Origin of the sequence: Streptomyces sp. NPDC049970 (assembly GCF_040660235.1) — a bacterium.
In the GTDB taxonomy this organism is placed as follows: Bacteria; Actinomycetota; Actinomycetes; order Streptomycetales; family Streptomycetaceae; genus Streptomyces.
Window position 1 is genome coordinate 166,477 of sequence record NZ_JBFALP010000001.1, and the last position, 22,847, is coordinate 189,323.

24 protein-coding genes are annotated in these 22,847 nt (G+C 72.0%); 14 read left to right on the forward strand and 10 right to left on the reverse strand.

Translation table 11 applies throughout. The annotated features are described in order from the left end of the window. Entirely contained in the window at positions 1–1,293 is a 1,293-nt protein-coding gene (locus tag AB0I83_RS00650; RefSeq protein WP_363303068.1) for a GAF domain-containing protein, read from the reverse strand. Between the two features lie 280 nt (positions 1,294–1,573). Next, entirely contained in the window at positions 1,574–3,211 is a 1,638-nt protein-coding gene (locus tag AB0I83_RS00655) for an acyl-CoA dehydrogenase family protein (RefSeq protein ID WP_363303069.1), read from the reverse strand. A 17-nt stretch (positions 3,212–3,228) separates the two neighbouring features. Here AB0I83_RS00655 and AB0I83_RS00660 point away from each other — a divergent pair, with 17 nt between their 5' ends. Together AB0I83_RS00660 and AB0I83_RS00665 are read left to right on the forward strand one after the other, a co-directional pair. Next, positions 3,229–4,362, forward strand: a complete 1,134-nt coding sequence (locus AB0I83_RS00660; RefSeq protein ID WP_356534326.1) for a YihY/virulence factor BrkB family protein — start codon at positions 3,229–3,231, stop codon at positions 4,360–4,362. Positions 4,363–4,382: 20 nt separating this feature from the next. Next, positions 4,383–5,156 (forward strand): AraC family transcriptional regulator, encoded by a 774-nt coding sequence (locus AB0I83_RS00665; protein ID WP_363303070.1) that lies wholly within the window; start codon positions 4,383–4,385, stop codon positions 5,154–5,156. Here the strand turns inward: AB0I83_RS00665 and AB0I83_RS00670 are convergent. The 4 genes from AB0I83_RS00670 to AB0I83_RS00685 form a co-directional block, all read right to left on the reverse strand. After that, entirely contained in the window at positions 5,093–5,488 is a 396-nt protein-coding gene (locus AB0I83_RS00670) for a VOC family protein (RefSeq protein ID WP_363303071.1), read from the reverse strand. The genes AB0I83_RS00665 and AB0I83_RS00670 overlap by 64 nt on opposite strands. Before the next feature lie 68 nt (positions 5,489–5,556). Beyond that, positions 5,557–7,083 carry a 3-hydroxyacyl-CoA dehydrogenase gene (locus AB0I83_RS00675; RefSeq protein ID WP_363303072.1) on the reverse strand — a complete coding sequence of 509 codons (1,527 nt, stop codon included), beginning with the start codon at positions 7,081–7,083 and terminating at the stop codon, positions 5,557–5,559. Between the two features lie 34 nt (positions 7,084–7,117). Then, complete coding sequence (locus AB0I83_RS00680) at positions 7,118–7,894, reverse strand: CoA-transferase (protein WP_363303073.1); 777 nt, start codon at positions 7,892–7,894, stop codon at positions 7,118–7,120. Positions 7,895–7,920: 26 nt separating this feature from the next. After that, entirely contained in the window at positions 7,921–8,838 is a 918-nt protein-coding gene (locus AB0I83_RS00685) for a CoA-transferase (RefSeq protein WP_363303428.1), read from the reverse strand. Positions 8,839–8,994: 156 nt separating this feature from the next. Between AB0I83_RS00685 and AB0I83_RS00690 the strand changes: the two genes are divergently transcribed. The 4 genes from AB0I83_RS00690 (at position 8,995) to AB0I83_RS00705 (ending at position 13,227) form a co-directional block, all read left to right on the forward strand. Then, positions 8,995–9,894 carry a LysR family transcriptional regulator gene (locus AB0I83_RS00690; protein WP_363303074.1) on the forward strand — a complete coding sequence of 300 codons (900 nt, stop codon included), beginning with the start codon at positions 8,995–8,997 and terminating at the stop codon, positions 9,892–9,894. Positions 9,895–9,997: 103 nt separating this feature from the next. Beyond that, positions 9,998–11,224: an acetyl-CoA C-acetyltransferase gene (locus AB0I83_RS00695; RefSeq protein WP_363303075.1), complete on the forward strand. Its 1,227-nt coding sequence runs from the start codon at positions 9,998–10,000 to the stop codon at positions 11,222–11,224. 160 nt (positions 11,225–11,384) lie between these two features. Next, positions 11,385–12,728 (forward strand): MFS transporter, encoded by a 1,344-nt coding sequence (locus AB0I83_RS00700; RefSeq protein ID WP_356537111.1) that lies wholly within the window; start codon positions 11,385–11,387, stop codon positions 12,726–12,728. A 40-nt stretch (positions 12,729–12,768) separates the two neighbouring features. Then, a complete protein-coding gene (locus AB0I83_RS00705; protein ID WP_356537112.1) occupies positions 12,769–13,227 on the forward strand; it encodes a MaoC family dehydratase in 459 nt (152 codons plus the stop codon). A gap of 238 nt (positions 13,228–13,465) precedes the next feature. Here AB0I83_RS00705 and AB0I83_RS00710 read toward each other — a convergent pair whose 3' ends face one another. Then, a complete protein-coding gene (locus AB0I83_RS00710) occupies positions 13,466–14,245 on the reverse strand; it encodes a chaplin (protein ID WP_356537139.1) in 780 nt (259 codons plus the stop codon). Positions 14,246–14,521: 276 nt separating this feature from the next. Between AB0I83_RS00710 and AB0I83_RS00715 the strand changes: the two genes are divergently transcribed. From AB0I83_RS00715 to AB0I83_RS00740, 6 genes are all read left to right on the forward strand, one after another. Further along, positions 14,522–14,926 carry a rodlin gene (locus AB0I83_RS00715; protein WP_356537140.1) on the forward strand — a complete coding sequence of 135 codons (405 nt, stop codon included), beginning with the start codon at positions 14,522–14,524 and terminating at the stop codon, positions 14,924–14,926. Between the two features lie 221 nt (positions 14,927–15,147). After that, positions 15,148–15,381 (forward strand): chaplin, encoded by a 234-nt coding sequence (locus AB0I83_RS00720; protein ID WP_356537142.1) that lies wholly within the window; start codon positions 15,148–15,150, stop codon positions 15,379–15,381. Between the two features lie 168 nt (positions 15,382–15,549). After that, a complete protein-coding gene (locus AB0I83_RS00725; RefSeq protein ID WP_363303076.1) occupies positions 15,550–15,852 on the forward strand; it encodes a hypothetical protein in 303 nt (100 codons plus the stop codon). A 188-nt stretch (positions 15,853–16,040) separates the two neighbouring features. Further along, positions 16,041–16,451 (forward strand): rodlin, encoded by a 411-nt coding sequence (locus AB0I83_RS00730; RefSeq protein ID WP_356537146.1) that lies wholly within the window; start codon positions 16,041–16,043, stop codon positions 16,449–16,451. A 272-nt stretch (positions 16,452–16,723) separates the two neighbouring features. Then, on the forward strand, positions 16,724–16,948 hold the full coding sequence (locus AB0I83_RS00735; RefSeq protein ID WP_363303077.1) for a hypothetical protein: 225 nt from the start codon (positions 16,724–16,726) through the stop codon (positions 16,946–16,948). Positions 16,949–17,077: 129 nt separating this feature from the next. Further along, the gene (locus tag AB0I83_RS00740; RefSeq protein ID WP_356537149.1) at positions 17,078–17,485 is read left to right on the forward strand and encodes a rodlin; all 408 of its coding nucleotides are present in this window, start codon (positions 17,078–17,080) and stop codon (positions 17,483–17,485) included. A 138-nt stretch (positions 17,486–17,623) separates the two neighbouring features. Here the strand turns inward: AB0I83_RS00740 and AB0I83_RS00745 are convergent, their stop codons facing one another. Beyond that, on the reverse strand, positions 17,624–18,124 hold the full coding sequence (locus AB0I83_RS00745) for a DUF5949 family protein (protein ID WP_363303078.1): 501 nt from the start codon (positions 18,122–18,124) through the stop codon (positions 17,624–17,626). A gap of 317 nt (positions 18,125–18,441) precedes the next feature. Between AB0I83_RS00745 and rsgA the strand changes: the two genes are divergently transcribed. Then, entirely contained in the window at positions 18,442–19,596 is a 1,155-nt protein-coding gene (gene rsgA / locus AB0I83_RS00750) for a ribosome small subunit-dependent GTPase A (RefSeq protein ID WP_363303079.1), read from the forward strand. A 54-nt stretch (positions 19,597–19,650) separates the two neighbouring features. Here rsgA and AB0I83_RS00755 read toward each other — a convergent pair whose 3' ends face one another. Both AB0I83_RS00755 and AB0I83_RS00760 read right to left on the reverse strand, forming a co-directional pair. Continuing rightward, entirely contained in the window at positions 19,651–20,133 is a 483-nt protein-coding gene (locus tag AB0I83_RS00755) for a DUF456 domain-containing protein (protein WP_356537155.1), read from the reverse strand. A gap of 67 nt (positions 20,134–20,200) precedes the next feature. Next, positions 20,201–21,187, reverse strand: coding sequence for a helix-turn-helix domain-containing protein (locus AB0I83_RS00760; RefSeq protein WP_356537157.1), 987 nt, complete (start codon positions 21,185–21,187; stop codon positions 20,201–20,203). 304 nt (positions 21,188–21,491) lie between these two features. On the opposite strand from AB0I83_RS00760, the gene AB0I83_RS00765 reads away from it, so the two are divergent. Beyond that, positions 21,492–22,841 (forward strand): protein phosphatase 2C domain-containing protein, encoded by a 1,350-nt coding sequence (locus AB0I83_RS00765; RefSeq protein WP_363303080.1) that lies wholly within the window; start codon positions 21,492–21,494, stop codon positions 22,839–22,841. Positions 22,842–22,847 lie beyond the last annotated feature (6 nt).

The following is a 22,847-nucleotide window of genomic DNA, read 5'->3' on the forward strand; positions in this document are numbered from 1 at the left end:
TCAGACGGCCTCCGCCGACGCGCGTGCCCTGACCACCACGGGAGCGGTCGACCGGGGCAGCAGATCGGCCGGCACCCCCGGATGGACCACCTCCACCTCGACCCCCTCGCCGAAGCGGTACGGACGATGGGACAGCACCTCCGCCAGATGCCGACGCATCCGCGATATCTCGGCCCGCACCGTCACCGTCCTGGTCGCGTCGCCGAACACGTCCTCGGCCAGCTCCGCCGCCGTACGCCCCTCGCGGCGCAGGGACAGGGCGTACAGCAGCTCGGCGTGACGGGGGGAGAGGCGGCGCGTCCAGGTGCCCACCGGGCCCGCCACATGGACCGTGAGCTCCTGCTCCCTGCTCAGGTCCAGCACCACCCGGCGCGGCGGGCCGTCGTGCGCGCCCTCCGCGACCTGCACCAGCCAGCCGCCCGGCAGAGGCTCCACCCTGCACATCCCGAGCGCGGCCAGCCAGACCGTCCCGGGCCGCAGGGACTTCGGCAGCGGAAGCCTGTCCAGGGGCGGCATACCGCTCACCGCCGCGAGCCGGCCGTGGGTGTCCACGGCCAGGGCGCGCCCGCCCAGCCGGCACAGGATCGGGGCGGCCACGGCGCGAAGCCGCTCGATCGCCACCAGATGCCTGCCGCGCAGCTCGCTCTCCGCCAGCGCGGCCACCGAGCCGACCAGGGCCAGCGTCACCGGATGGAAGGTCGAGGCGGGACCGCTGATGTCGACGATGCCCATCAGCCGCCCGTCCCGTGGGTCCCGTACCGGCGCGGCGGCGCACGTCCAGCCGTGCAGGGCGCGGATGAAGTGCTCGGCGGAGTGGACCTGCACCGGCGTCCGGACGGCGAGGGCCGTGCCGATCGCGTTCGTCCCGGTCGCCGACTCCGACCAGGCGGCGCCCTCCTCCAGGCAGATGTCCTTCGCCCTGCGCATCACGGCCGCGTGGCCCTGTCGCCACAGGACCCGTCCGTCGGTGTCGGTGACGATCATGATCTGCTGCGCCGCGTCCGCGATGCCGGCCAGCCCCTCCCGCAGCAGGGGCATGATCTCGCCGAGCGCCGAACTGGTGCGCCGGTGCTCGATCTCCCCCGTCTCCAGCAGCCTGCTCTCCGGTGACTGCCCGGGGTCGATCCCGCAGCGCATCACCCGTTCCCAGGACGCGTCGATCTCCGGGCGCGGGCCCACCGCGGTGCGCTCGCCCGCGAGCCGGGCCTCCCGTGCGCGGTGCACCGATCGCTCGGTCGCCGCGGGGTACGGGGCTCCCCTCGGCCGCGGCGGTGCGACGGGCCTTGTCTCCATGAGCGTCCCCCAACCAAGCGCGGGCCCCGTCCGTAAGAAGGGAGACACGACCCGAAGGACCCATCCTGCCGTGCCGAGGGTCCCGCCACCTCGCACTCCACGCAATGGTTGCAACCCTTTGCAACCCTGGTGGCGGCGAGCGGATCGTACGAGAGTGGCGGAATGCCGCGCGACGCGTCCCTGACGTTCCGCGCGGTGTGCACAAGCGTGGGGGGTGGTGCCGTGTCGGCGCAGCACCACCCCCCGTCGTTTGCGCCCTCGCCCCTCCCGACCCGCGCCCTCAGCCCTCCCGGACCCGCGCCCGCTCCACGACCGAGGCCAGGTCCAGGCTGTGCGGCAGCGTCCCGAAGACCGCGCCCCGGTCCCCGCCCAGCCGTGAGGCGCAGAACGCGTCCGCGACCTCCGGCGGAGCCCAGCGCAACAGCAGCGACCCCTGCAGCACCAGGGCCATCCGCTCCGCCAGCCTCCTGGCCCCCGCCTCCGCGCCGCCCAGATCCGCCAGCTCCGTCAGCATGTCCCTGATCGCGGCATCGAGGCGGTGGTCCGCCCCGCGCGCCTTCCCGACCTCCCGGAGGAACGCGTCGAGCGCCCGCGGCTCGCGCCGGAGCGCCCGCAGCACGTCGAGGGCCTGCACGTTGCCCGAGCCCTCCCAGATCGAGTTGAGCGGCGCCTCGCGCAGCAGCCGGGGCATCCCGGACTCCTCGACGTAACCGTTGCCGCCGAGGCACTCCAGGGCCTCGCCGACCACCGCGGAGCACCGCTTCGTCACCCAGTACTTGGCGGCCGGCACCGCGATGCGCAGGAAGGCGCGCTCCTCGTCCGTGTCCGCGTCGTACGCCGCGGCGAGCCGCAGCGCGAGAGTCGTGGCCGCCTCCGACTCCAGGGCCAGATCGGCCAGCACGTTGCGCATCAGCGGTTTCTCGATCAGCGGCCCGCCGGACACGCTCCGGTGTGCGCTGTGATGGACCGCCTGCGCCACGGCCTGGCGCATCAGCGCCGCCGAACCCACCACGCAGTCGAGCCGGGTCGCCGCGACCATGTCGATGATCGTGCGGACCCCGTGCCCCTCATCGCCGACCCGGCGGGCCCACGTCCCGTCGAACTCGACCTCGCCGGAGGCGTTCGACCTGTTGCCCAGCTTGTCCTTCAGGCGCTGGATCGCGAACACGTTGCGGGCACCGTCCGGCAGGACCCGGGGCACGAGGAAGCAGCTCAGGCCTCCCGGCGCCTGCGCCAGCACCAGGAACCCGTCGGACATGGGTGCCGAACAGAACCACTTGTGGCCGGTGAGCAGATACTCCCCGTCACCCGCCAGCGGCTCCGCCCGGGTCGTGTTGGACCGTACGTCGGTGCCGCCCTGCTTCTCCGTCATGCCCATCCCGAACAGTGCGCCCGCCTTCTGCGCCGCGGGCCGCAGCCCCTGCTCGTAGACGTGCGAGGTCAGCAGGGGCTCCCACTCGGCTGCCAGCGCCGGATCGGTCCGCAGCGCGGGGACCGCCGCGTGCGTCATCGACAGCGGGCAGCCGTGCCCCGCCTCGGCCTGCGTCCAGACGAGGAAGCCGGCCGCCCGCCGCACATGGCCGCCCGGCCTGCCCCAGGCGTCCGTCAGTCCGGCCGACACCGCGTGCCCCAGCAGCCGGTGCCAGGAGGGGTGGAAGTCGACCTCGTCGACGCGGTTCCCGTAGCGGTCGTGCGTGCGCAGGACCGGAGGACTCCCGTTCGCCCGCGCGCCCCACTCCTGTGCCTGGGCGGAACCGGCGGACCGGCCGAGCTCGCCGAGTTCCTCCCGCGCCTCGTCCAGGACCCCGGGGTCGAGGTGCCGCTCCACCGCCTCCGTCAGCGCGCGGTCCCCGGCGAAGACGTCATAGCCGACCAGCGGCGGAACCTGGTTGGTCACTGTGTGGGTGCTTGCTGCCATGCCGATACGGTAAGGACGTGCAGGCAGCGAACGAAACACCCGAGCGGCCACCGGGGCGGCTCCACCGGGCTCGAGTCCTCTACCGCAACGTCTCGAAGCGGCAGATGGCGTGGCAGTTGCTGAAGGACACGGTCAACTCGTGCGTCGAGTACCGCATCCTCGGTCTCGCGGCGGAGGCGGCGTTCTTCACCCTGCTCTCCCTGCCCCCGCTGCTGCTCGGGCTCATCGGGCTGCTCGGTTACGTCGACGACTGGACGGCCACCACCACGGTCGCCTCCATCGAGCGGAACATCCTGGGCGCCGTGCAGACGGTGCTGTCCGAGCGGGGCGTCAACGACATCGCCAAGCCCCTCATAGCCGACGTCACCACCGGCGCGCGGCCCGACGTCATCTCGCTCGGCTTCGCGATCGCCCTCTGGTCGGGCTCACGCGCGGTGAACGTCTTCATCGACACCATCACCGTGATGTACGGCCTCGACGGCCACCGAGGCATCGTCAAGACCAGGCTGCTCGCCTTCCTGCTGTACGTGGTCGCACTGCTGCTGGGCGCCGTCGTGCTGCCGCTGCTGGTGGTCGGCCCCGACCGGGTGGTGGAGTTCGTCCCGTGGGGGACGGAGGTACTCGCGGTCATGTACTGGCCGTTGGTGATAGTGCTCTCCATCGCGTTCCTGACGACGCTCTACCACGTGTCCGTGCCCGTACGTTCGCCGTGGATAGAGGATGTGCCCGGTGCGCTCGTGGCGCTCGGGATGTGGGTGCTGGGCAGCTTCCTGCTGCGGATCTACCTCACCGGCACGGTCGAAGGGCCCACCATCTACGGCTCGTTGGCCGCGCCCATCGCCGTCCTGCTGTGGATAGGGATCTCCGCTTTCGCGGTGCTCGTCGGCGCCGCCGTGAACGCCGCGATCGACCGTGTCTGGCCCTCGCTCGCCACCGCCGCGGCCCGCGCCGCGAGCGACCGGCTCAAGGCCGCCCAGGCCGCGGAGCTCGTCGCCCGCACCCAGGCGGCGAACTGGGACGCCTACGCCGACGACGAGGAGGACGACGACGTGTCCATGCCGTCGGAGTTCCCGGAGCGCTGGTCGCGCTTCCTGCCCCCGGACGACGTGAAGTCCCGGCTGCACGGCAACCGGGACAAGGACGCTCCCTGAGTGCGGTCCCGACAGCCGTGGTGACCGCGGGCGCACGTTACGACGAGCGGGCATCGCGCTTCGTGGGCGCGGTCCTCTGGGCCTGGAGCGGGCGGCGTGAACCCTCCCGTCCCGTGCTCCCCGACGGCTGCATGGACCTGCTCTGGGTGGGCGGCCGACTGGTGGTGGCGGGCCCCGACACCCACGCCTTCACCCCCGCCGGGACGCTCTCCGGCTGCTGCGCGGGCATCCGCTTCGCCCCCGGCACGGCCCCCCCGCTCCTCGGCGTGCCGGCACACGAGCTCCGTGACCGGCGGGTCCCCCTCGACACGCTCTGGCCAGGCGGAGAGGTCCGCCGGCTCACCGAGCGGACCGGCTCGGCCGACGACCCCACCGCCGCGCTGGAGGACATCGCCCTGCGCAGGGCGATGTCCTCCGGCGCGGCACCCCCGGACCCGCTCACGGCCGCCGTCGCCGCGCAGCTGCGGCAGGGGCGGTCCGTCGCCGCGACCGCGGACGCCGTCGGCCTCGGTGCCCGTCAGCTGCACCGGCGCTCACTGGCCGCGTTCGGCTACGGCCCCAAGACACTGGCCCGGGTCCTGAGGCTCCAGCGTGCCCTGGACCTCGTACGCGCGGGAACGCCGTACGCCTCGGCCGCCTGTGCCACCGGCTACGCGGACCAGGCGCACCTGGCCCGCGAGATGCGGGGGCTGACCGGCACCACGCTCGGCGCCCATCTCGCCGCGACGGGTCACGCGGAGCGGGCGGCGAACAGCGAGACGGCGCAGCCGTCCGGGTCGAGGACGACGGCGTAGCGCTGCCCCCAGACCGCGTCCCAGGGCTCCAGGTGGCCCCGGTGGCCGGCACCGGTCAGGTCCGCGTACACGGAGTCGACCTCGGCCGGGCTGTCGCAGAGGAAGGCCAGGCCCAGGCGTTCGCCGCCCTGGGAGCCCTGCCAGCCGGGATCGAAGGAGCGGACGACGTCCTCGGTGTCCCACAGCAGGCGCTGCCCGCCCGGGAGGGCCACTTCGACGTGCGGGGCGGATTCGGCTCCGGCGGGGATGTCGAGGCCGAGCCGCCGGTAGAAGGCCAGCGATGCGGCCAGATCGGCGGTGGTGACGGAGATCGCGTCGAGTCGTGGAGTCATGGAAGGACGGTATGCGCCGTGCCGTGGCCGGGTCTTGTACGAAACGGTCACGGCACGGCGGGTACGGCCTACGCGCAGGCCTCGGGCGGGGTGCCGGGGTCCGTCAGGGCCAGGCCCAGCTGGGCGCGCTCGGTGAGCCAGCGGGTCGGCCGGTGCCGCGGGTCCCCGGTCGTGGCGTGCAGGGACCGCTGGAGCTCAAGCATCCGCGCGGCCCCGATCCGGTCGCCCCAGGCCAGCGGCCCCGACGGATAGCCGAGGCCGGCCGTCACCGCGAGGTCGATGTCCGCAGGGGTGGCCAGCGAGCGCTCCGCGATCGATGCGGCGACCGACACCACCGAGGAGAGCAGCCGCTGCGCCACCGAACCCGCGGTGTCCCGCACCACCGACACGGCCCACGGATCCCCGCCGTCGGCCGCGCGGGCCAGCACCGCGCGGGCGTCCCGCGCGGCGGCCGGGTCGGAGGCGGGCGTCACGGCCAGTACCCGGCGGCGTCCCGACGGCGTCAGCGGGTCCACGCCGAGGGTGCGCGCCGGGGGCAGCCCCAGCGTGGCCGCCGCGGCGGCCACCGTGGTGCCCCAGACCTGTACGAGGACGAGGGCCCCGGCGGAGGGGGCCGGGCCGTCCTCGACCGTGGCGCCCGCCGAGGCCAGGACGGTCCGCAGCCCGAGGGTGTCCTCGCCCGCCACGAAGACCGGCCGGTCCGCGTCGCCGGTCACCGGCGGCTCGGCGGCCGGGGCGGGCGCGTCGGGTCCGTAGGTGAACCAGCCCCGGCCCGTCTTGCGGCCGTGCAGACCGGCGGCCACGCGGTTGGGGGTCAGATAGGAGGGCCGGAGCCGGTCCTCGTGGCGGAAGCCCTGCCAGATGGAGTCGATGACCGCCGCTGTGACGTCGAGTCCGGTGAGGTCCATGAGTTCGAACGGGCCCATGCGCAGGCCCAGCACGTCCCGGGCGATCCGGTCGATGCCGGCCGGGTCGGCGACCGACTCCTCCAGCAGCGCCAGGGCCTCCGTCACCAGGCCCCGGCCGGCGTGGTTGACCAGGAAGCCGGGGGCGTCGGCGACCGTGACCGCGCGGTGGCCGCAGCTCTCGACCAGCGCGGTCAGGGCCGGCGGGATCTCCGGACGGGTGGCGGCGCCCGGTACGACCTCGACGATCTTCATCAGCGGCACGGGGTTGAAGAAGTGCAGCCCGGCCAGCCGCCCCGGGTCCCGCAGCGACGCCGCGATCCTGGTCACCGAGAGGGACGAGGTGTTCGTCGCGAACACGGCGGAGTCCGGCAGGGCCTCCTCCAGTCTCCCGAAGACCTCGGCCTTCGTGTCGAGGTCCTCCCTGACGGCCTCGACGACCAGCGCGACATCCGGGCCCGGCGCCCACGGGTCGTCCAGCGGGACCAGCCGTCCCAGCGCCGCCGCGCAGTCGCCGGCGGACATCCGGCCCTTCTCGACGGCGCGTTCCAGCATGGAGCGTACGAAGTCGACGGCGGCGGTCACCGCCTCGCTCCGGACGTCGCAGAGCTCGACGGTGTGCCCGCCCACGACGGCCCACTGGGCGATGCCGCGGCCCATGGCCCCGGCTCCGACGATCCTGATACGCATGGGGGTTACGTCCTCTCGGCAGGTGCGGTCGATGTCAGCGAAGATAGACGCGGCCGGGGTCGACGTCCTCACGCAGGAGTCGCAGTTCCGCCGCGCTCGGCGGGGGCACGGTGTCGACAGCGTCCGCCACCTCCAGGTCCCAGCCCGTCGCCGCCCGGACCTGTTCGACCGTCACACCCGGGTGCACGGAGACGAGCCGCAGTTCCTCACCGACACCGGCGCGTGCCAGGACGCCCAGCTCGGTGATGACCCTGGTGACCCCGGCGCCCGACGGCCGGATGCCCTCGGCGAGCGCGCGGTCCGGGCCCGGTGTCGTGCAGAAGTCCAGGGTCCCGGTGAAGGAACGCGGGTTGTGACGGCGCATCACCACGAACACCTCACCGGAGTTGGCCATCACCTCGATCGCGCCGCCGGATCCGGGCAGCCGCACGTCGGGACGCTCCCAGTCCCCGATGACGGAGGTGTTGAGGTTCCCCCACCGGTCGATCTGGGCGGCGCCCAGGAAGCCCACGTCGATATGGCCGCCCTGGAGCACGCAGCCGAACAGCGCGGGCATCGACAGCACGGCCTCCGCGCCCGAGATGAGCACGGCGTCGGCGATGGTCTCCGGAAGGTGCGAGGGGTGCGCGCCACACACCCCGGACTCGTACACGACCTCGATCTGCGGCGCGACCGTCAGACGGGCGAGCTCGGTGGCGAGCGTGGGCAGCCCGATCCCGGCGAACACCGTCCGGCGGGAAGCCAGTTCGCGGGAGGCCACCACGGAGAGCAGCTCCGAGGGGGTCGGGGTCCGTGCTGCCGCCGTGGCCATGGCCGACTCCTCGTCGAAGGGCGCGTTCACAGACGCCGCCCGTAGTTCACCGGTTCGCTGAGCGCTTCGCCGACCGCCAGTCCCGCCCAGAACTCGTCGCCCTGCTTCGCGGTGTACTCGGCGTGGTCCGCCGTGCCGTACACCCACTCGGCCAGCCACTCCCGCAGTCGGTCGGGGTCCTTGCTGATGTGCGACCAGGCACGGTAGAAGTCGTTGTCGCGGTCGTAGTAACCCTGCGCGAAGGACGGGTGCGCGCCCCGCGGGCAGACCACCACGGCGTCCACGGCGTGGGAGGGGACGAGGGTGCGGTTCGGGTCCGAGCGGACCACCTCCTCCCCGACGACCTCCTCCACCACGACGATCGCCTTGTCCGCCGCGTAGACCGCCTCGGCCTGGATACCCGTCAGCCCCCAGATCTGGGTGTTGCCCCGCCGGTCGGCCCGCTGCGCGTGAATGATCGTCACATCCGGGTTCACGGGCGGCACGACGTAGATCTGCTCGGGCTCCCCGTCCGGGCCCGGGTAGGGCGAAGTCACCTTGCGCAGATCGCTGTTGACCGTGGGAAGGTCGCTGCCGCCGTAACTGCGCAGCGGGTAGAAGGGCAGCCGCTGCGAGCCGGCGAGGTAGCGGCAGACCATGCCGTAGTGGCTGTACTCCTCGAAGGCGAGCGGCGCGGGATCGGCGCGCTCGATCCTGCGGCGCAGCTCACCCAGCGAACCGGCGGAGGAGTTGCCCACGAAGGAGGAGACCAGCCGGGAGACGCAGCCCGCGGCGATCATCTGGTCGACCACGATGTCCGCCGTCATCCGCACGACGGTGAGGTCCTTGCGGCCCTGGCGGATGATCTCGTGCCCGGCGGCGGTGGGGACGAGGTGGGTGAAGCCTTCCAGGCAGACCGTGGCTCCGTCGCGCACGAAGCGTGCGACCGCCTCCCTCATCGACATGACTTTGCTGGGCCCGTCGGCCGTATCCGTCGTCCGCTCCACGGTGCTCCTCGGCGGTTGTGTGCTGGTCGCCCCACGGTGTCAGCGCCCATTGATTGCTGTCCAATACCGAATTAAGGTCGAATCGAGACCGCTGATTAATGAATGGATGCCGCCGTGGAGCTACGCCACCTCATCGCGTTCACCGCCGTGGCCGAGGAGCTGCACTTCGGCCGCGCCGCGAAGCGGCTGCAGATGGCGCAGCCGCCGCTCAGCCAGCAGATCCGCCAGTTGGAGAAGGAGCTCGGCGTCCAGCTCTTCGAACGCAACACCCGCTCGGTGCGGCTCACCAGCGCGGGGGAGTCCTTCCTCGAACCCGTACGGACCGTGCTCGACGACCTCGACACGGCGGTACGGGCCGCCAAGGCGGCCGGGCGCGGGGAGTACGGCCGCGTCACGATCGGGTTCGCGGGCGCCTCCAGCCACGAGACGCTGCCCCTGCTGACCCGCGCGGTGCGGGCCGCCCATCCCGCGCTCGAGCTGGTCATGAAGGGCCAGACCTATGCCAACGTCGCGCTGTCCAGGGTCGCCGACGGCTCCCTCGACCTGGGGTTCGTCCGCCTCCCGGTGTCCCAGCCCGGCGTGTCCTACCGGGTGATCGACGAGGAGGAGCTGCTCTGCGCGCTGCCCTCCGACCACCGGCTCGCCCGCCTGGAGAGCATCCCGATCGGAATCCTGGCCGACGAGCCCTTCGTCTCCTTCCCCGCGAACGCCGGCTCCACGGTGCGCGACGCGATGGTCCAGGCGTGCGAGGCCACCGGCTTCAACCCCCGCGTGGTGCAGGAGGCCCCGGACTCGTACACGATCCTGGCCCTCGTCGCCGCGGGCGTCGGGGTCACGCTCACCGTCTCCTCCGTCCGGCACATCCAGCAGAACGGCCTCGTCTACCGCCCCCTCGCCGGTCCGCCGATCAGGCGCCAGGCCGCGCTGGCCTGGCGCGCGGACAACCCCTCCGCCGCCCTCCGGGCGGTGCTCGCGGTGGCCGAGGAGGCACTGCCGACCCCTGGTACCGATTGAGACGCACAGCGTCTCGAACACCGGCCAACTCGATATTGGACCGACTCAGTGGTGCAGTGCGAAGGTCACCCCACACATTCGAACCCCCGAAAGGTGTTCCGCCGTGCCCGACCAGACCGATGTCGTCATCTGCGAGCCGCTGCGCACACCCATCGGGCGTTTCGGCGGCGCGTTCGCCCAGCAGACCCCGGCCGCACTCGCCGCACGCGTCATCGCCGAAGTCGTCGCCCGAACGGGGATCGACGGGGACCGGGTGGACGAGGTGATCCTCGGACACGCCTACCCCTCCGCCGAAGCCCCCGCCATCGGCCGGGTCGCGGCCCTGGACGCCGGACTCCCCGACACCGTCACCGGCATCCAGACCGACCGGCGCTGCGGTTCCGGCCTGCAGGCCGTCCTCGACGCGGCCATGCAGATCAGGGCCGGCTTCAGCGACGTCGTCATCGCGGGAGGCGTCGACGTCATGAGCGCCGCCCCCTACTACACGCACGACGGACGCTGGGGCATCAAGGGCCCCGGCCTCCAGCTCCACGACGCACTGGCCCGCGGCCGGGTCACCGCGGGAGGTGTCCACCACCCCGTACCCGGCGGCATGATCGAGACCGCGGAGAACCTGCGCCGCACCTACTCCATCAGCCGCGCCGACCAGGACGCCCTCGCCCTGCGCTCGCAGGCCCGCGCGGCCCGCGCCGTGCGGGAGGGGCGCTACGACGCGGAGACGGTCCCCGTGACCGTACGCACCAGGAAGGCCGAGACGGTCGTCACCGCCGACGAGCATCCGCGCCCCGACACCACCGCCGAGCAACTCGCCGCGCTGCGCCCCGTCATGGGCAAATCCGACCCGGAGGCCACCGTCACCGCGGGCAACGCGAGCGGACAGAACGACGCGGCCGCCGCCTGCCTGGTGACCAGCGCCGCCACCGCCGAACGGCTCGGGCTCACCCCGCTCGTCCGTCTGGTCTCCTTCGCCCGCGCGGGTGTCCCCGCCGCGACGATGGGCATCGGCCCCGTCCCGGCCACCCACGCCGCCCTCGGCCGCGCCGGACTCACCCTCGCCGACCTCGACCTGATCGAGATCAACGAGGCGTTCGCCGCCCAGGTCCTGGCCTGCACCCGGGAACTCGGGCTCGGCGAGAAGGACCACGAGCAGCGGATCAACGTCAACGGATCCGGCGTCTCGCTCGGCCACCCCGTGGGTGCCACCGGCGCCCGCATCCTCGCCACGCTCAGCCACGAGATGCACCGCAGCGGGGCGCGCTACGGCCTGGAGACCATGTGCATCGGCGGAGGTCAGGGCCTCGCCGCGGTCTTCGAGCGCCTGACGGTCTGACGGCGTCGTCCGACAGCACGTCCGACGACGCCGTCCCCGGGCGTCGTCCCACCCCTCCCCTCCTCCGTCCCCTCCACCGAACGACCCACGGCGCTTCGGGCGACGCCGGGGTCGGTCATGCCTCCATCCGCTTGATCAACCATGTTCACGGGAGCCACCAATGAGTGCGACCACCGCAACCGCACGCGAGCGAACGAAAGCCGCCAACCGTGCGGGGTTCGGAGCCTTCATCGGCTCCACCATCGAATGGTTCGACTTCTACATCTACGGAACCGCGGCAGCGCTCGTCTTCGACAAGGTGTTCTTCCCCGAACTCGAAGGTCCCATAGGCACCCTGGTCGCCTTCGCCACCTTCTGGGTCGGCTTCCTCGCCCGCCCCATCGGCGGCATCATCTTCGGCCACTACGGCGATCGCCTCGGCCGGAAGAAGACACTGGTCATCACCCTGCTGATGATGGGCATCTCGACCACCGCCATCGGGCTGCTCCCCGGCTACGCCTCCATCGGCGTCGCCGCCCCGATCCTGCTGGTCTGCATCCGCATGATCCAGGGCATCGGCCTCGGCGGTGAATGGGGAGGCTCCGTCCTCATCGCCTCCGAACACGCCCCCAAGGGCAAGTCCGTCCTGTACGGGGCGTTCGCCCAGCAGGGCTCGCCCGTCGGCAACACGCTCTCCACGCTCAGCTTCCTCGCCATCAGCCAACTGCCCGACGCCGCCTTCGTCTCGTGGGGCTGGCGCGTGCCCTTCCTCGCCTCCGCCGCCCTCGTCATGGTCGGTCTGCTGGTCCGGCTGAAGGTCACCGAGTCCCCGGCCATGGCCGAGCTCATCGAGAAGAAGGAAGTCGCCAAGCTCCCGCTGACCGAGGTGCTGCGCAGCCACCCCATGCTGATCGTCCTCGGCATCGGTGCCTGCACCATCGGCCTGTCCGCGACGTACTTCAAGTCGACGTTCGCCCTGTCCTGGGCCACCACGTCGCTCGACTTCGACCGCAGCTCGTTCCTGACGATCATCCTCGTCGCCAACATCACCCAGATCGTCGTCCAGCCCTTCGGCGCCCTCATCGCCACCCGGATGAAGAGCTGGTCCCGCGCGGTCATCGTGATGCTGGTGCCGGAACTGATCCTGATGCCGGTCATGTTCGTCCTCATCAGCACCGGCAACTACGCTCTCGCGATGGCCGGCGTCGCCGTCGCGACCATCCCGCACTGCCTCTACTACGCCGCCCTCGCCGGCATGCTCGCCAGCCGCTTCCCGGCGCATCTGCGCTACACCGGCATCTCGCTCTGCTACCAGCTCTGCGGCACCCTGCTCGGCGGTACGACCCCGATCATCGGGCAGTTCCTGCTCAACCGGACCGGCTCCATCACCGCCGTCATCGCGTACGCCGTCTTCCAGGTGGCACTGACCCTGGGCTGCATGCTCCTCCTGCTCAAGCGGCCCAACCACGACGAGCTTTCCGTGCAGCCGGCGACCGCTCCCCGTGCCGCGCCCGTCACCGCCTGACCGTCGTACCCACGTACCGCACGCAGAACGGAGAACCGCCATGGCGCTGACCGCGCACGGCATCCCGGAGGTCCTCGCCCTCGGCGGGCGCGACCTCGGGCACTCGGAGTGGAAGGAGGTCACCCAGGAGCTGATCGACGCCTACGCGCACGTCTCCGGCGACCACCAGTGGATCCACACCGACGTCGAACGCGCCGCGTCCGGCCCCTACGGGCGCACCATCGCCCACGGCTACATGGTGCTGAGCTGGGGAATCCCGATGTTCGGCGAGCTGCTCCGGGTCAGCGGCGTGGGGCGCGCCCTCAACTACGGGGTCAACCGGGTCCGCTACCCGGCACCCGTGCCCGTCGGCAGCAGGGTGCGGCTGCACGCCACCGTCACCGGGGTGACCGAGGTCGCCCGGGGCGGCGTACAGATGACGCGGGCCTTCACCTTCGAACTCGAAGGCTCCGAGAAGCCGGCCTGCGTCGCCGAGTCGCTGACGCACTTCTACCCGTAGGCCGCGCCTGGGGATCCGCTACCGCTTCCCGGCGGGAACCGCTTTCTCCGGCTCCCCGGCCAGACGGTCGGCCCGATGACCGTCATCCCCTTGTCCGGGTGCGGACGCGGCGGGGCCGTGCACGCCGACCGGCGTGCACGGCCCCTGCTGCGTCAGCTCTCGCCGAGCAGGCTGTTCAACGGACGAAGGGCCGCCCCGCGGCATCGTGCTGCTCGGGACGGCCCTTCGTGCTGCGCTGCTAGTTGCGCGAACCACGGGTGCGACGCATGAGCACCGTGCCGCCCAGGAGCAGCGCCGCGCTCGCACCGGCGGCCAGGCCGATGTCGCCGGCACCGGTCTGGGCCAGCTGCGTGTCGGGCGTGTTCGGGCCGGGGTTGCCGGCCGGCGGCTCGTCGACCGGGGGCTTGGAGGCCGGCGGCTCGACCGGGGGCTTCGAGGTGGGGGGTACGACGGTGGGCGGCTCCTCCGTCGGGGGCTCGACCACCGGCGGCTCGACAGGCGGGTGCTCGTGGTCGTAACCGTCGTCGTTGGCGCAGGTGTTGCCACCCGTGGGGTTGAGCAGACCGACGACATCGACGGTGTTGCCACAGGCGTTCAGCGGGACGTCGACCGGGACCTGGCCGAGGTTGCCGGACAGGACACCGGGTGAGCCCACTGCCTTGCCGTCGGCACTGGCACCCGACGAGTGGTGGCCGCCGCCGTGCCCGGCGTTCTGCCCACCGCCCTGTCCGTTGCCGTGCTCGTCCCCGTGCCCGCCGCCGTGCTTGTCACCGGAGCTGACGTTGGCGCAGGTGTTGCCGAAGGCCGGGTTCAGCAGGGCGATCACATTGACGGTGTTGCCGCAGAGGTTGACCGGCACATGCACCGGGACCTGCACGGCGTTGCCCGAGCCGACACCTGGCGAATTGGCGGCGACACCGTCGGCCGAGGCGTCGGCGTGCGCATAACCGCCGGCGGCGGTCAGGATGCCCGACGCCGCCGCCATGACGATCATGCTTTTATTCAGAACCTGTCGCATTACATGCCCTTCTCCGGGAAATTCGCGCGGGCGGTGACCCTGATGGAAGTCATTCCATCGACGCGGACGCTTCCATAACGACACGGCGGTTACGGAGGAAACTTGGAGAGCCGTGGAAATCCTGTAACCACCCGAAAGGGTCACGCACGGGTGTTCGCCCAGTGGTGGAAATCCTGGCATTCGGGTGAACGGGGGCCGGCAGGGGGAACCAAACGCCCGGCCGCGAGTTGATCAGTGCGCTCCGCCAAGGGGCACTCGGTACGAGAAGGGTTCATCGTGATCAAGAAGGTTCTGGCTACGGGTGCCGTCGCCGCCTCCATCCTCGGTCTCTCGGCGACCAGCGCCATGGCGATCGGTGACGACACGGGCACGACGTCGATCAACGGCAACGGCGCCGAGTCGGAGTACGGCAACAGCGAGACCAAGGGTGACCAGAGCCCGCAGCTCAGCCTGGTCCAGGGCTCGCTGAACAAGCCCTGCGTCGCCCTGCCGGTCAAGGCCAACGCCGGTGCGCTCGTCGGTCTCCTCGCCGCGGTCGCGGTCCAGGACGTCAACGTCCTGTCCAACCCGCAGAACCAGCAGTGCACGGACAACTCCACCCAGGCCAAGGGTGACGAGCCGCTGTCGCACATCCTGTCCGACATCCCGGTCCTCTCGGGCAACGGCGCCGGCAACGGCTGATCCGGCCGCAAGAACCGGTCCGGGCCGCCGACACTCCTCCATCGTGCGGCCCGGGCCTGCAGCATTCGGGCGGTTTTCCGGGAAACCACGCACACAGCGTTTCGATGCCGCCCGTCAATCGTTACGTATTACAGCTCCGGAGTCACGAGTGCGTTGTGAGAAGCGCTCGTGCGGCACGAAAGACGTGTCCGCTCAGGACTCCGCTGCAGAAAGGGACAAAAGTGAAGTACACCAAGGTTGCCGCTGTCGCCGCCGGAACCCTCATGGCGCTGGGTGCCGCTGCCCCGGCCATGGCCGACTCGGGCGCCGAGGCTGTTGCCGTCGGTTCCCCGGGCGTCCTGTCCGGCAACGTCGTTCAGGTCCCGATCCACATCCCGGTGAACGTCTGCGGCAACAGCGTCAACGTCATCGGTCTGCTCAACCCGGCGTTCGGCAACGTCTGCATCAACGACTGAGTATTCGCCGACCGAGCCGAAGGCTCTTCGGCAAGGCCCCGGAACACCGTTCCGGGGCCTTCCCCTTGCGCCGACGGGGAAATCCCGGCTCGCACAGTTTCCCGTGAACGATTTGGTCGTTGTCCCGGACAGAGGTGGCACAGGCCGCCGCAGAAGGGATTTGAGAACGTGAAGTACGCGAAGACCGTCGCCCTTGTCGCGGGTTCCGTGGCCGCTCTCGGGGCCGCCGCTCCCGCCTCGGCCGCCGCCACCCCCACCGCGCCCCGGATCAGCCTGACCACCGGCGTGAACGAACTGACGTCCACCGTGCCGCAGGTTCCGGACCAGGTGGTGAACCCCGTGGTGGACACGGTCGGCCGGACCGCCGAGTCGGTCCGCGACGACGGCACGGTCGGCAAGTCGGCGGAGGCCGTGGCCGACGTGGCGGACACGGCGGCCCCGCTCCTGGGCGGCCTGCCGCTCGGCGGCTGATCGGTCGGGGCGCCTGAATCGCGCCTCAGGGCTGTGCCGTACTTCTTCACGGGCCGGCTCCAGTGGAATTCCCTGGAAATGCGGCGCACGAAATCGTTCGAGTGAAATGGCGCAACCGAAAGCTGTCCGAGGAGTTGTACAGAATGCTCCGGACAGGCGGGCAACAGATTAACCAGAAGGGCACGTTCATGATGAAGAAGATCCTGGCGACCGCGGCAATGGCCGCTTCCGTCGCCGGTGTTTCCGCCGCTGCTGCTCCCTCGGCGATGGCGATCGGCAACGACAACGGCACGACGTCGATCAACGGCAACGGCGCCGACCAGTACTACGGCAACAGCAGCACGCACGGCGACATGAGCCCGCAGATCGGCCTCATCCAGGGCTCGTTCAACAAGCCCTGCATCGCCCTGCCGGCGAAGGCCAACGTCGGATCGCTCCTCGGTCTTGTCCCGGTCTCGGTCCAGGACATCAACGTCCTGTCCTCGCCGCAGAACCAGCAGTGCACCGAGAACTCCACCCAGGCCAAGGGTGACGAGGCGCTGTCGCACATCCTCAGCGACATCCCCGTCCTCTCGGGCAACGGCGCGGGCAACAACTGACCATGCGTCATGTCGGCTCCCTCTGTGCCCCTTCCGGCCAGGGTGTACCGCTTCCCGCCTCGTCGTAGTCCGTGAAACCGCGTGGGGCCAGTCCGTCCGTGCCGTGACCGAGTGTCGGTCGCGGGTCCGGACGTACTGGCCCCACGCGTCGTGCGGCTCCGTCCGGTCGGGACGGTGCCGGTCCGCAGGTCGGGTAGCCCGATAGTGCGGATATTGGGCCGGTTGCCGCACCCCGGGCCGACGGCTGCCGCGCGGCCGGGTAGGTGCGCCGCATGGACCCGTACGACAGTCAGCCCGGCCGTGACCGCCCGGTGGAGAGCTCCACGCCCATCTACGACCGTCTGCTCGCCGAATGGCACGCGGCGGCCACGCGCGAGACGGGGCGCGGCCCCGAGGGTGAGACCTCTGGTTCGCGGAGCCCCGTCGGCCCGGGACCGCGGAGGGAAGCCGCCTTCGTCCCCGCCGCACGGGCGGAGGGTGAGCGGGGCGGCAGGTAGCCGGCCGGCCTTCGCGGGCGTCGTCCCGGAAGTCGGTCCAACCCGTTCGGGTGGTGTAGCGGAACCAAACCTTCCGCTTCTAGTTAGTCAGTACGTTCCACAACGGGACGCTCGGAAAGGTGAAGCGCAATGAAGAAGATGATGGCCGGCGCCGCTGTGGCTGTGTCCCTGATCGGTCTGTCCGCCGCCGCGGCCCCCTCGGCCATGGCGATCGGCGACGACCACGGCACCACGACGGTGAACGGCAACGGCGCCGAGTCCGCGTTCGGCAACAGCGCCACCAAGGGTGACCAGAGCCCGCAGCTCAGCCTGGTCCAGGGCTCGCTGAACAAGCCCTGCATCGCCCTGCCGGTGAAGGCCAACGTCGGCTCCCTGATCGGTGTCGTTCCGATCGCGGTCCAGGACATCAACGTCCTGTCCAACCCGCAGAACCAGCAGTGCGCCGACAACTCCACCCAGGCCAAGGGCGACGAGCCGCTGTCGCACATCCTGAACGACATCCCGGTTCTCTCGGGCAACGGCGCCGGCAACAGCTGAAGCCACTGAATGCGGGCGGCCCGGGGCGTACGCCCACGGACCGCCCGCATTTCGCTGTGAGGCACGCGTACGCGGCGATGCCCACCACTCGACGGGGGGTGGTGGGCATCGCCGCGTACGCGTGCGGAAGCGCGCCGGTCAGCCCAGGCTGCGTACCGGCAGGAGGCAGTGGGCGGAGGTCGCGACGACCTCGGGGTCGGCCACGAAGGACCGCAGCAGGTCCTCGCCCACCGGCTGCCCGGGGACGGCCGCGGGCCACGGACGAGTGGCGAACATCCCGTGCACCGAGCCTTCGGACCGCGCCACTGCCAGCCACTCACTGGGCACCGTGTACTGCGCCTTGAAGTGAGGCAGCGTCAGGACCACCTGGCCGGCCTGGATGAGGAGCTTCACCGGAAGGTTCGGCATCTCCGAGGCGTGCAGGGTCTCGCCCCCCACCCGAAGTCCGCTGCGCTCCAGGGCCGTCTGCATGGCCCTCTCGCCGACCTCGGGACCGTCCGTGCCGTCGCCGAGCGAATAGGTCATGAGGAAAGCGGTCTCGCGGTCCGTTCCGGGATTGGAACCGCTCCACGCGATGAGGATCTGGGTGCCCAACTGGGCTGGTGAGTAAGGGGTGGTGACGGAGTTGGATGAGCTCATGTCCGGCACCCTAACGGCCCGGGACCGGTACGTGTGCACGCGTATCACCTGATCGGGGGATATCTCGGCCTACGGGAGCTGACGTCCTGTCCGGCAGGAGCCCGCGGAAAACCTGTTGACGGTCCCGGGAGGCCCCGGGCTAGGGTGTGCGCAGTTCGAGGAAACAGGAGGTGAGGACATTGATGACTGTCGTCGCGGTGGGCGCTGCCCACGACCCGAAGAGCATCGTTCCCACCCCTGCGGCCACCGGCTGAACTGCTGTACGACTTCCGCGCCCGAGCGCGCGGTGCCGGGGTCGCCCTTGTGAAGGGTTTCCCTTGTCTTTCCCTCTTTCCCACGCTTCCTCCCCGTCGCACGCCCTGGCCCCCTACGGCTGGGACGACGACTGGGCCGCCACCTTCGCTCCGTACGCAGGGAAGGGCCTGGTGCCGGGACGCGTCGTGCGGGTGGACCGCGGACAGTGCGACGTGGTCACCCCGGCCGGCACGGTCAGGGCGGACACCGCGTTCGTGGTGCCCCGCGACCCGATGCGGATCGTCTGCACCGGTGACTGGGTGGCCGTCGACCCCGACGGCGACCCGTTGTTCGTCCGTACGCTCCTGCCCCGCCGCACGGCCTTCGTGCGCTCCACGTCCTCGCAGCGTTCCGAGGGCCAGGTGCTGGCGACCAACATCGATCACATCGTCATCTGCGTCTCGCTCGCCGTCGAGCTGGATCTCGGACGACTGGAACGGTTCCTCGCGCTGGCCCTTTCCAGCACCGCGGGTGCCGCCCTGCTCGGTGACGGGGTGGGGACCGAGGAGCGCGAGGCGCGTCCGCTCGTGCTGCTCACCAAGGCGGACCTCGTCCCGGACCCCGCCACGCTCACCCACCTCGTCGAGGACATCGAGCGCATCGCCCCCGGGGTGCCTGTACTGCCCGTCAGCTCCGCGACGGGGGAGGGCGTCGACGTGTTCGGGGCGATCGTCCGCGGTGGTACGAGCGTGCTGCTCGGGGTCTCCGGTGCCGGCAAGTCGACCCTCGCCAACACGCTGCTCGGGGAGGACGTGATGGATGTGCGGGCGGCGCGTGGCGTGGACGGCAAGGGCCGGCACACCACCACGACACGCAACCTCCTCGTGCTGCCCGGCGGCGGCGTGCTGATCGACACCCCCGGACTGCGCGGGGTCGGTCTGTGGGACGCGGAGGCCGGCGTCGGCCAGGTCTTCTCCGAGATCGAGGACCTCGCGCGGGGGTGCCGCTTCCACGACTGCGGCCACGAGGCCGAACCGGGCTGTGCCGTGCTCGGCGCGATCGAGGACGGCTCACTGCCGGAGCGCCGCCTGGACAGCTACCGCAAGCTGCTGCGCGAGAACCACCGCATCGCCGCCAAGACCGACGCCCGGCTGCGGAGCGAGACCCTGCGTGAATGGAAGCGCAGGGGCGCGGAGGGCCGGGCGGCCATGGAGCTGAAGCGTGGCCGCATCCGGTAGCGGGATCCTGCCGGGGGGCCGGGCGGCGCAGCAGGCCGCCCGGCCCCTCCGGCCTCAGCCCCAGACCACGGCTCCCAGCCAGGACCCCGTCACCAGCAGGCAGCAGAAGAGCTCGACCAGTACGGAGTACCCCGTCGCGCGCATCACGGACTTGAGGGAGGCCCAGCCCGCCGCCCTGCTGCCCAGCCGCAGGTGCTCGGCGCCGTAGACCGCGCCCACGTAGCCCAGGATCCCGCCCACCACAGGGACCACGAAGAATCCGACGATGGCCGCCAGCCCGCCGGCCATCAGCGTCCTGCGCGGCGCCCCCGACTCGCGGGGGCGGCGCGCGGGCAGCAGCGCCTTCAGCGCCTGGTTCAGGAGGAGCAGGCACGTCGCGCCGATCAGCACGCCCCAGGCGACCGGAGTCGGGTCCGTCAGCGCCCACCACAGGACCGCGGCCCAGACGATCGCCTGCCCGGGCACGCCCGGCACCAGCACGCCGATCAGGCCGAGCAGCATCACCGCCCCTACGGCAACGAGCTGCCACACACTCATTCGACCAGCGTGCAGGAGTGTGCCGGGTCCCGCCCGTCAGAGCGGACCGGGCCGCGGGCCGGAGCCGTCAGCGCGGGGCGCGGGCCACCCAGCCGCGCTCGTACGCGTGCCAGCCCAGCTGCAGCCGGGTGGTGACGCCGGTGAGCTCCATGAGCCCCTTCACCCTTCGCTGCACCGTCCGCAGGCCCAGGTCCAGCTGTTTCGCCACGCTGGCGTCGGTCAGCCCGGCGAGCAGCAGCGAGAGGATCTCCAGATCGGTCGGATCCACGCCGGGACCGCTCTGCTCGCTGACCCCGTTCCCGCCCAGGCGCAGCGGCATCGCGTCCCGCCACACCGCCTCGAAGAGCCCCATCAGGGACTCCATCAGCCCGCTGGCGTGGATCACGAGGGCGGCCGGCTCCGCTCCGCGGCTCGTGAGCGGCACCATGGCCAGTGACGCGTCGGCGACGACCAGCTTCGTCGGCACCCGGTCTACCACCCGGCACTGCTCGTGGCGGCTCAGCGCCGCGGACAGCTCCGCGATCCCGGACGGCAGGTGGAGCACGTCGCGCTCGACGACCACCCGGTACGAAACGCCCCGCATCGCCGCGCGTTCCTCCGACTCGTTCTCCACGCCCGTGACGGCGACGGGCTTCCCGGTGACCAGGGCGCAGACCTCGGACCGGGCGCCCAGTTGGAGCTGATGGAACCGGTGGGCCACCGCGCTCGCGCCGGTCACCACCTCCACGAGGTCGTGCACCGCGGGTTCGGCCGCGTCCGCCCGGTACTCCTCGGCCAGCAGGGCCGACGCGATCTCCGCCTGTTCGAGCTCGTGCCGCTGCTGGGTCAGCAGCGCGCTCAGCGCGACACCGGGCGGCGCCGCGACCCAGCGGTCCGCCCGCGACGAGGACTGGGCCACGAGCCCCTGCTGCTCCAGCCGGCGCAGCGCCCGCTCGGTGTCCGCCTCCGGCAGGGACAGCCGCCGCGCGAGATCGGACATCTCCGCGGCTCCCGTCGCGACCAGAGCCCGGTAGGCCGCTTCCTGCCTCTCGTCCAGACCTATCGCTGCCAGCATTCTCGGCCCTCCCCGGAGTGGTCGTCGTACGTCGCCGCGCCCTCGGCCGATCCGCGCAGTGGCGGAAAACAGCCACGGCGTAAACCCGCCGGTCCCATCATGCCCCGTCACACCAGCACCTCTGGCAATGTGGCGTCTCTTCGGTATCGACCGCCCACCGGCGCGGGCCGAACGCGAACCGGCCCGCCGGGCGACCTTCCCGTGGGGGGTGGGGACGCTCGGCGGGCCCCTTTCCCGGTGCTGCTTCCGGTCCGTTTTTCCGGATGCCCCGGCCCCGTGCCGCCCGTGCGGGGACAATGCGGGTATGAGTCAGCAGGGGGACAGGCCCGCCGCCCACGAGGACGACTGGTGGCGTGAGCTGTACGACGACACGGCCAGGGACACCGGGCCGAGCGGCGCGGCCGACACGCTCGACGACCGCTTCGACTCCGCGACGGACGCGGTGGGCGCCCCGGAGGCCGACCACCCGGTCACGGTGGTCCCGCTCCCCGACCCGCGCCCGCCGGCTGATCCGCCGCAGGCCACACCGGGGCCGGCCCTCACGGCCCAGCCGCCGCCCGCGCCGCAGCCGCCGCCGGCCGTCACGGTCGAACGCGCTCCCTGGGAGCCGCCGACCGGGCCCCCGCGGCCGCGGACCTTCGCCGCGCCGCGACCGGTCCCACCGGAGCCACCCGCCGCCCCGGCACCGCCCGAGCCACCGGCACGCCCCGTCGTCGGCCACATCGGGGACCGCCCGCCCACCTACGACGCCGAGCCCGCCGCCCTGCCGCCGTACGGACCCGGCGGTCCCGACGCCGCCGTACCGGACACGGTCCTGGACGGCGCGCGGTACGGGACGTACACACTGCGTGCCGCCTCCGTGCGCGGGGACTCGGCACGCTTCCGCGGCGAACCCCGCCGCGACGCCCTGCTCACCGCACGCTTCGGGGCCGGGGACACCGCTCTGGTCCTGGTCGCGGTCGCCGGAGGCGCCCGGGGCGCCGACGGCACCCACAGTGCCGCGGCCGACGCCTGCCGTTTGATCGGCGGCGCCGTCGCCCGCAGCCACGCCCGGCTCTCCGACGACATAAGGGCGGGGCGCGGGGGCGACCTGAAATCGGGTCTGCACCGCCTCACCGGCCGTACCTACGGGAAGCTGCGCGCCCGCGCCACGGAACTCGGCCTCGACCCCGCCTCCTACAGCGCCGGCCTGGGCTGCCTGCTGCTGTCCGCGGACCCGGAGTGCCGCACGCGGGTCTTCTTCGGCACGGGCGCGGGCGGCCTCTTCCGGCTCCGTGACGGCGCCTGGCAGGACCTGGGTCCCGGCCTCCCGGCGGCCTCGGGCGCGGTCGACGAGGAGGGCCCCGGCGGGGACCGGCTCACGATGGACCTGCAGATCACCACACCCCCGTCGCCGTACGAGGAGAACCCGCCGCCGCGGTCCCCGGAGCCCTTCCGCTTCCGTGCCTCCGCCGCCCGGCCGGGGGACACGCTGCTGCTCTGCGGGAACGGCCTGGCCGAACCGATGCGCGGCCGGCCGGAACTCGCCGAGGAACTGGCGCGGCGCTGGAGCCCCGGCGGCCCGCCGGGCCTGCCCGCCTATCTCGCCGACATCCAGCTCAGGACCAAGGGGTACGCCGACGACCGCACCGGCGCGGCGGTCTGGGAGGCGTAACGGGGT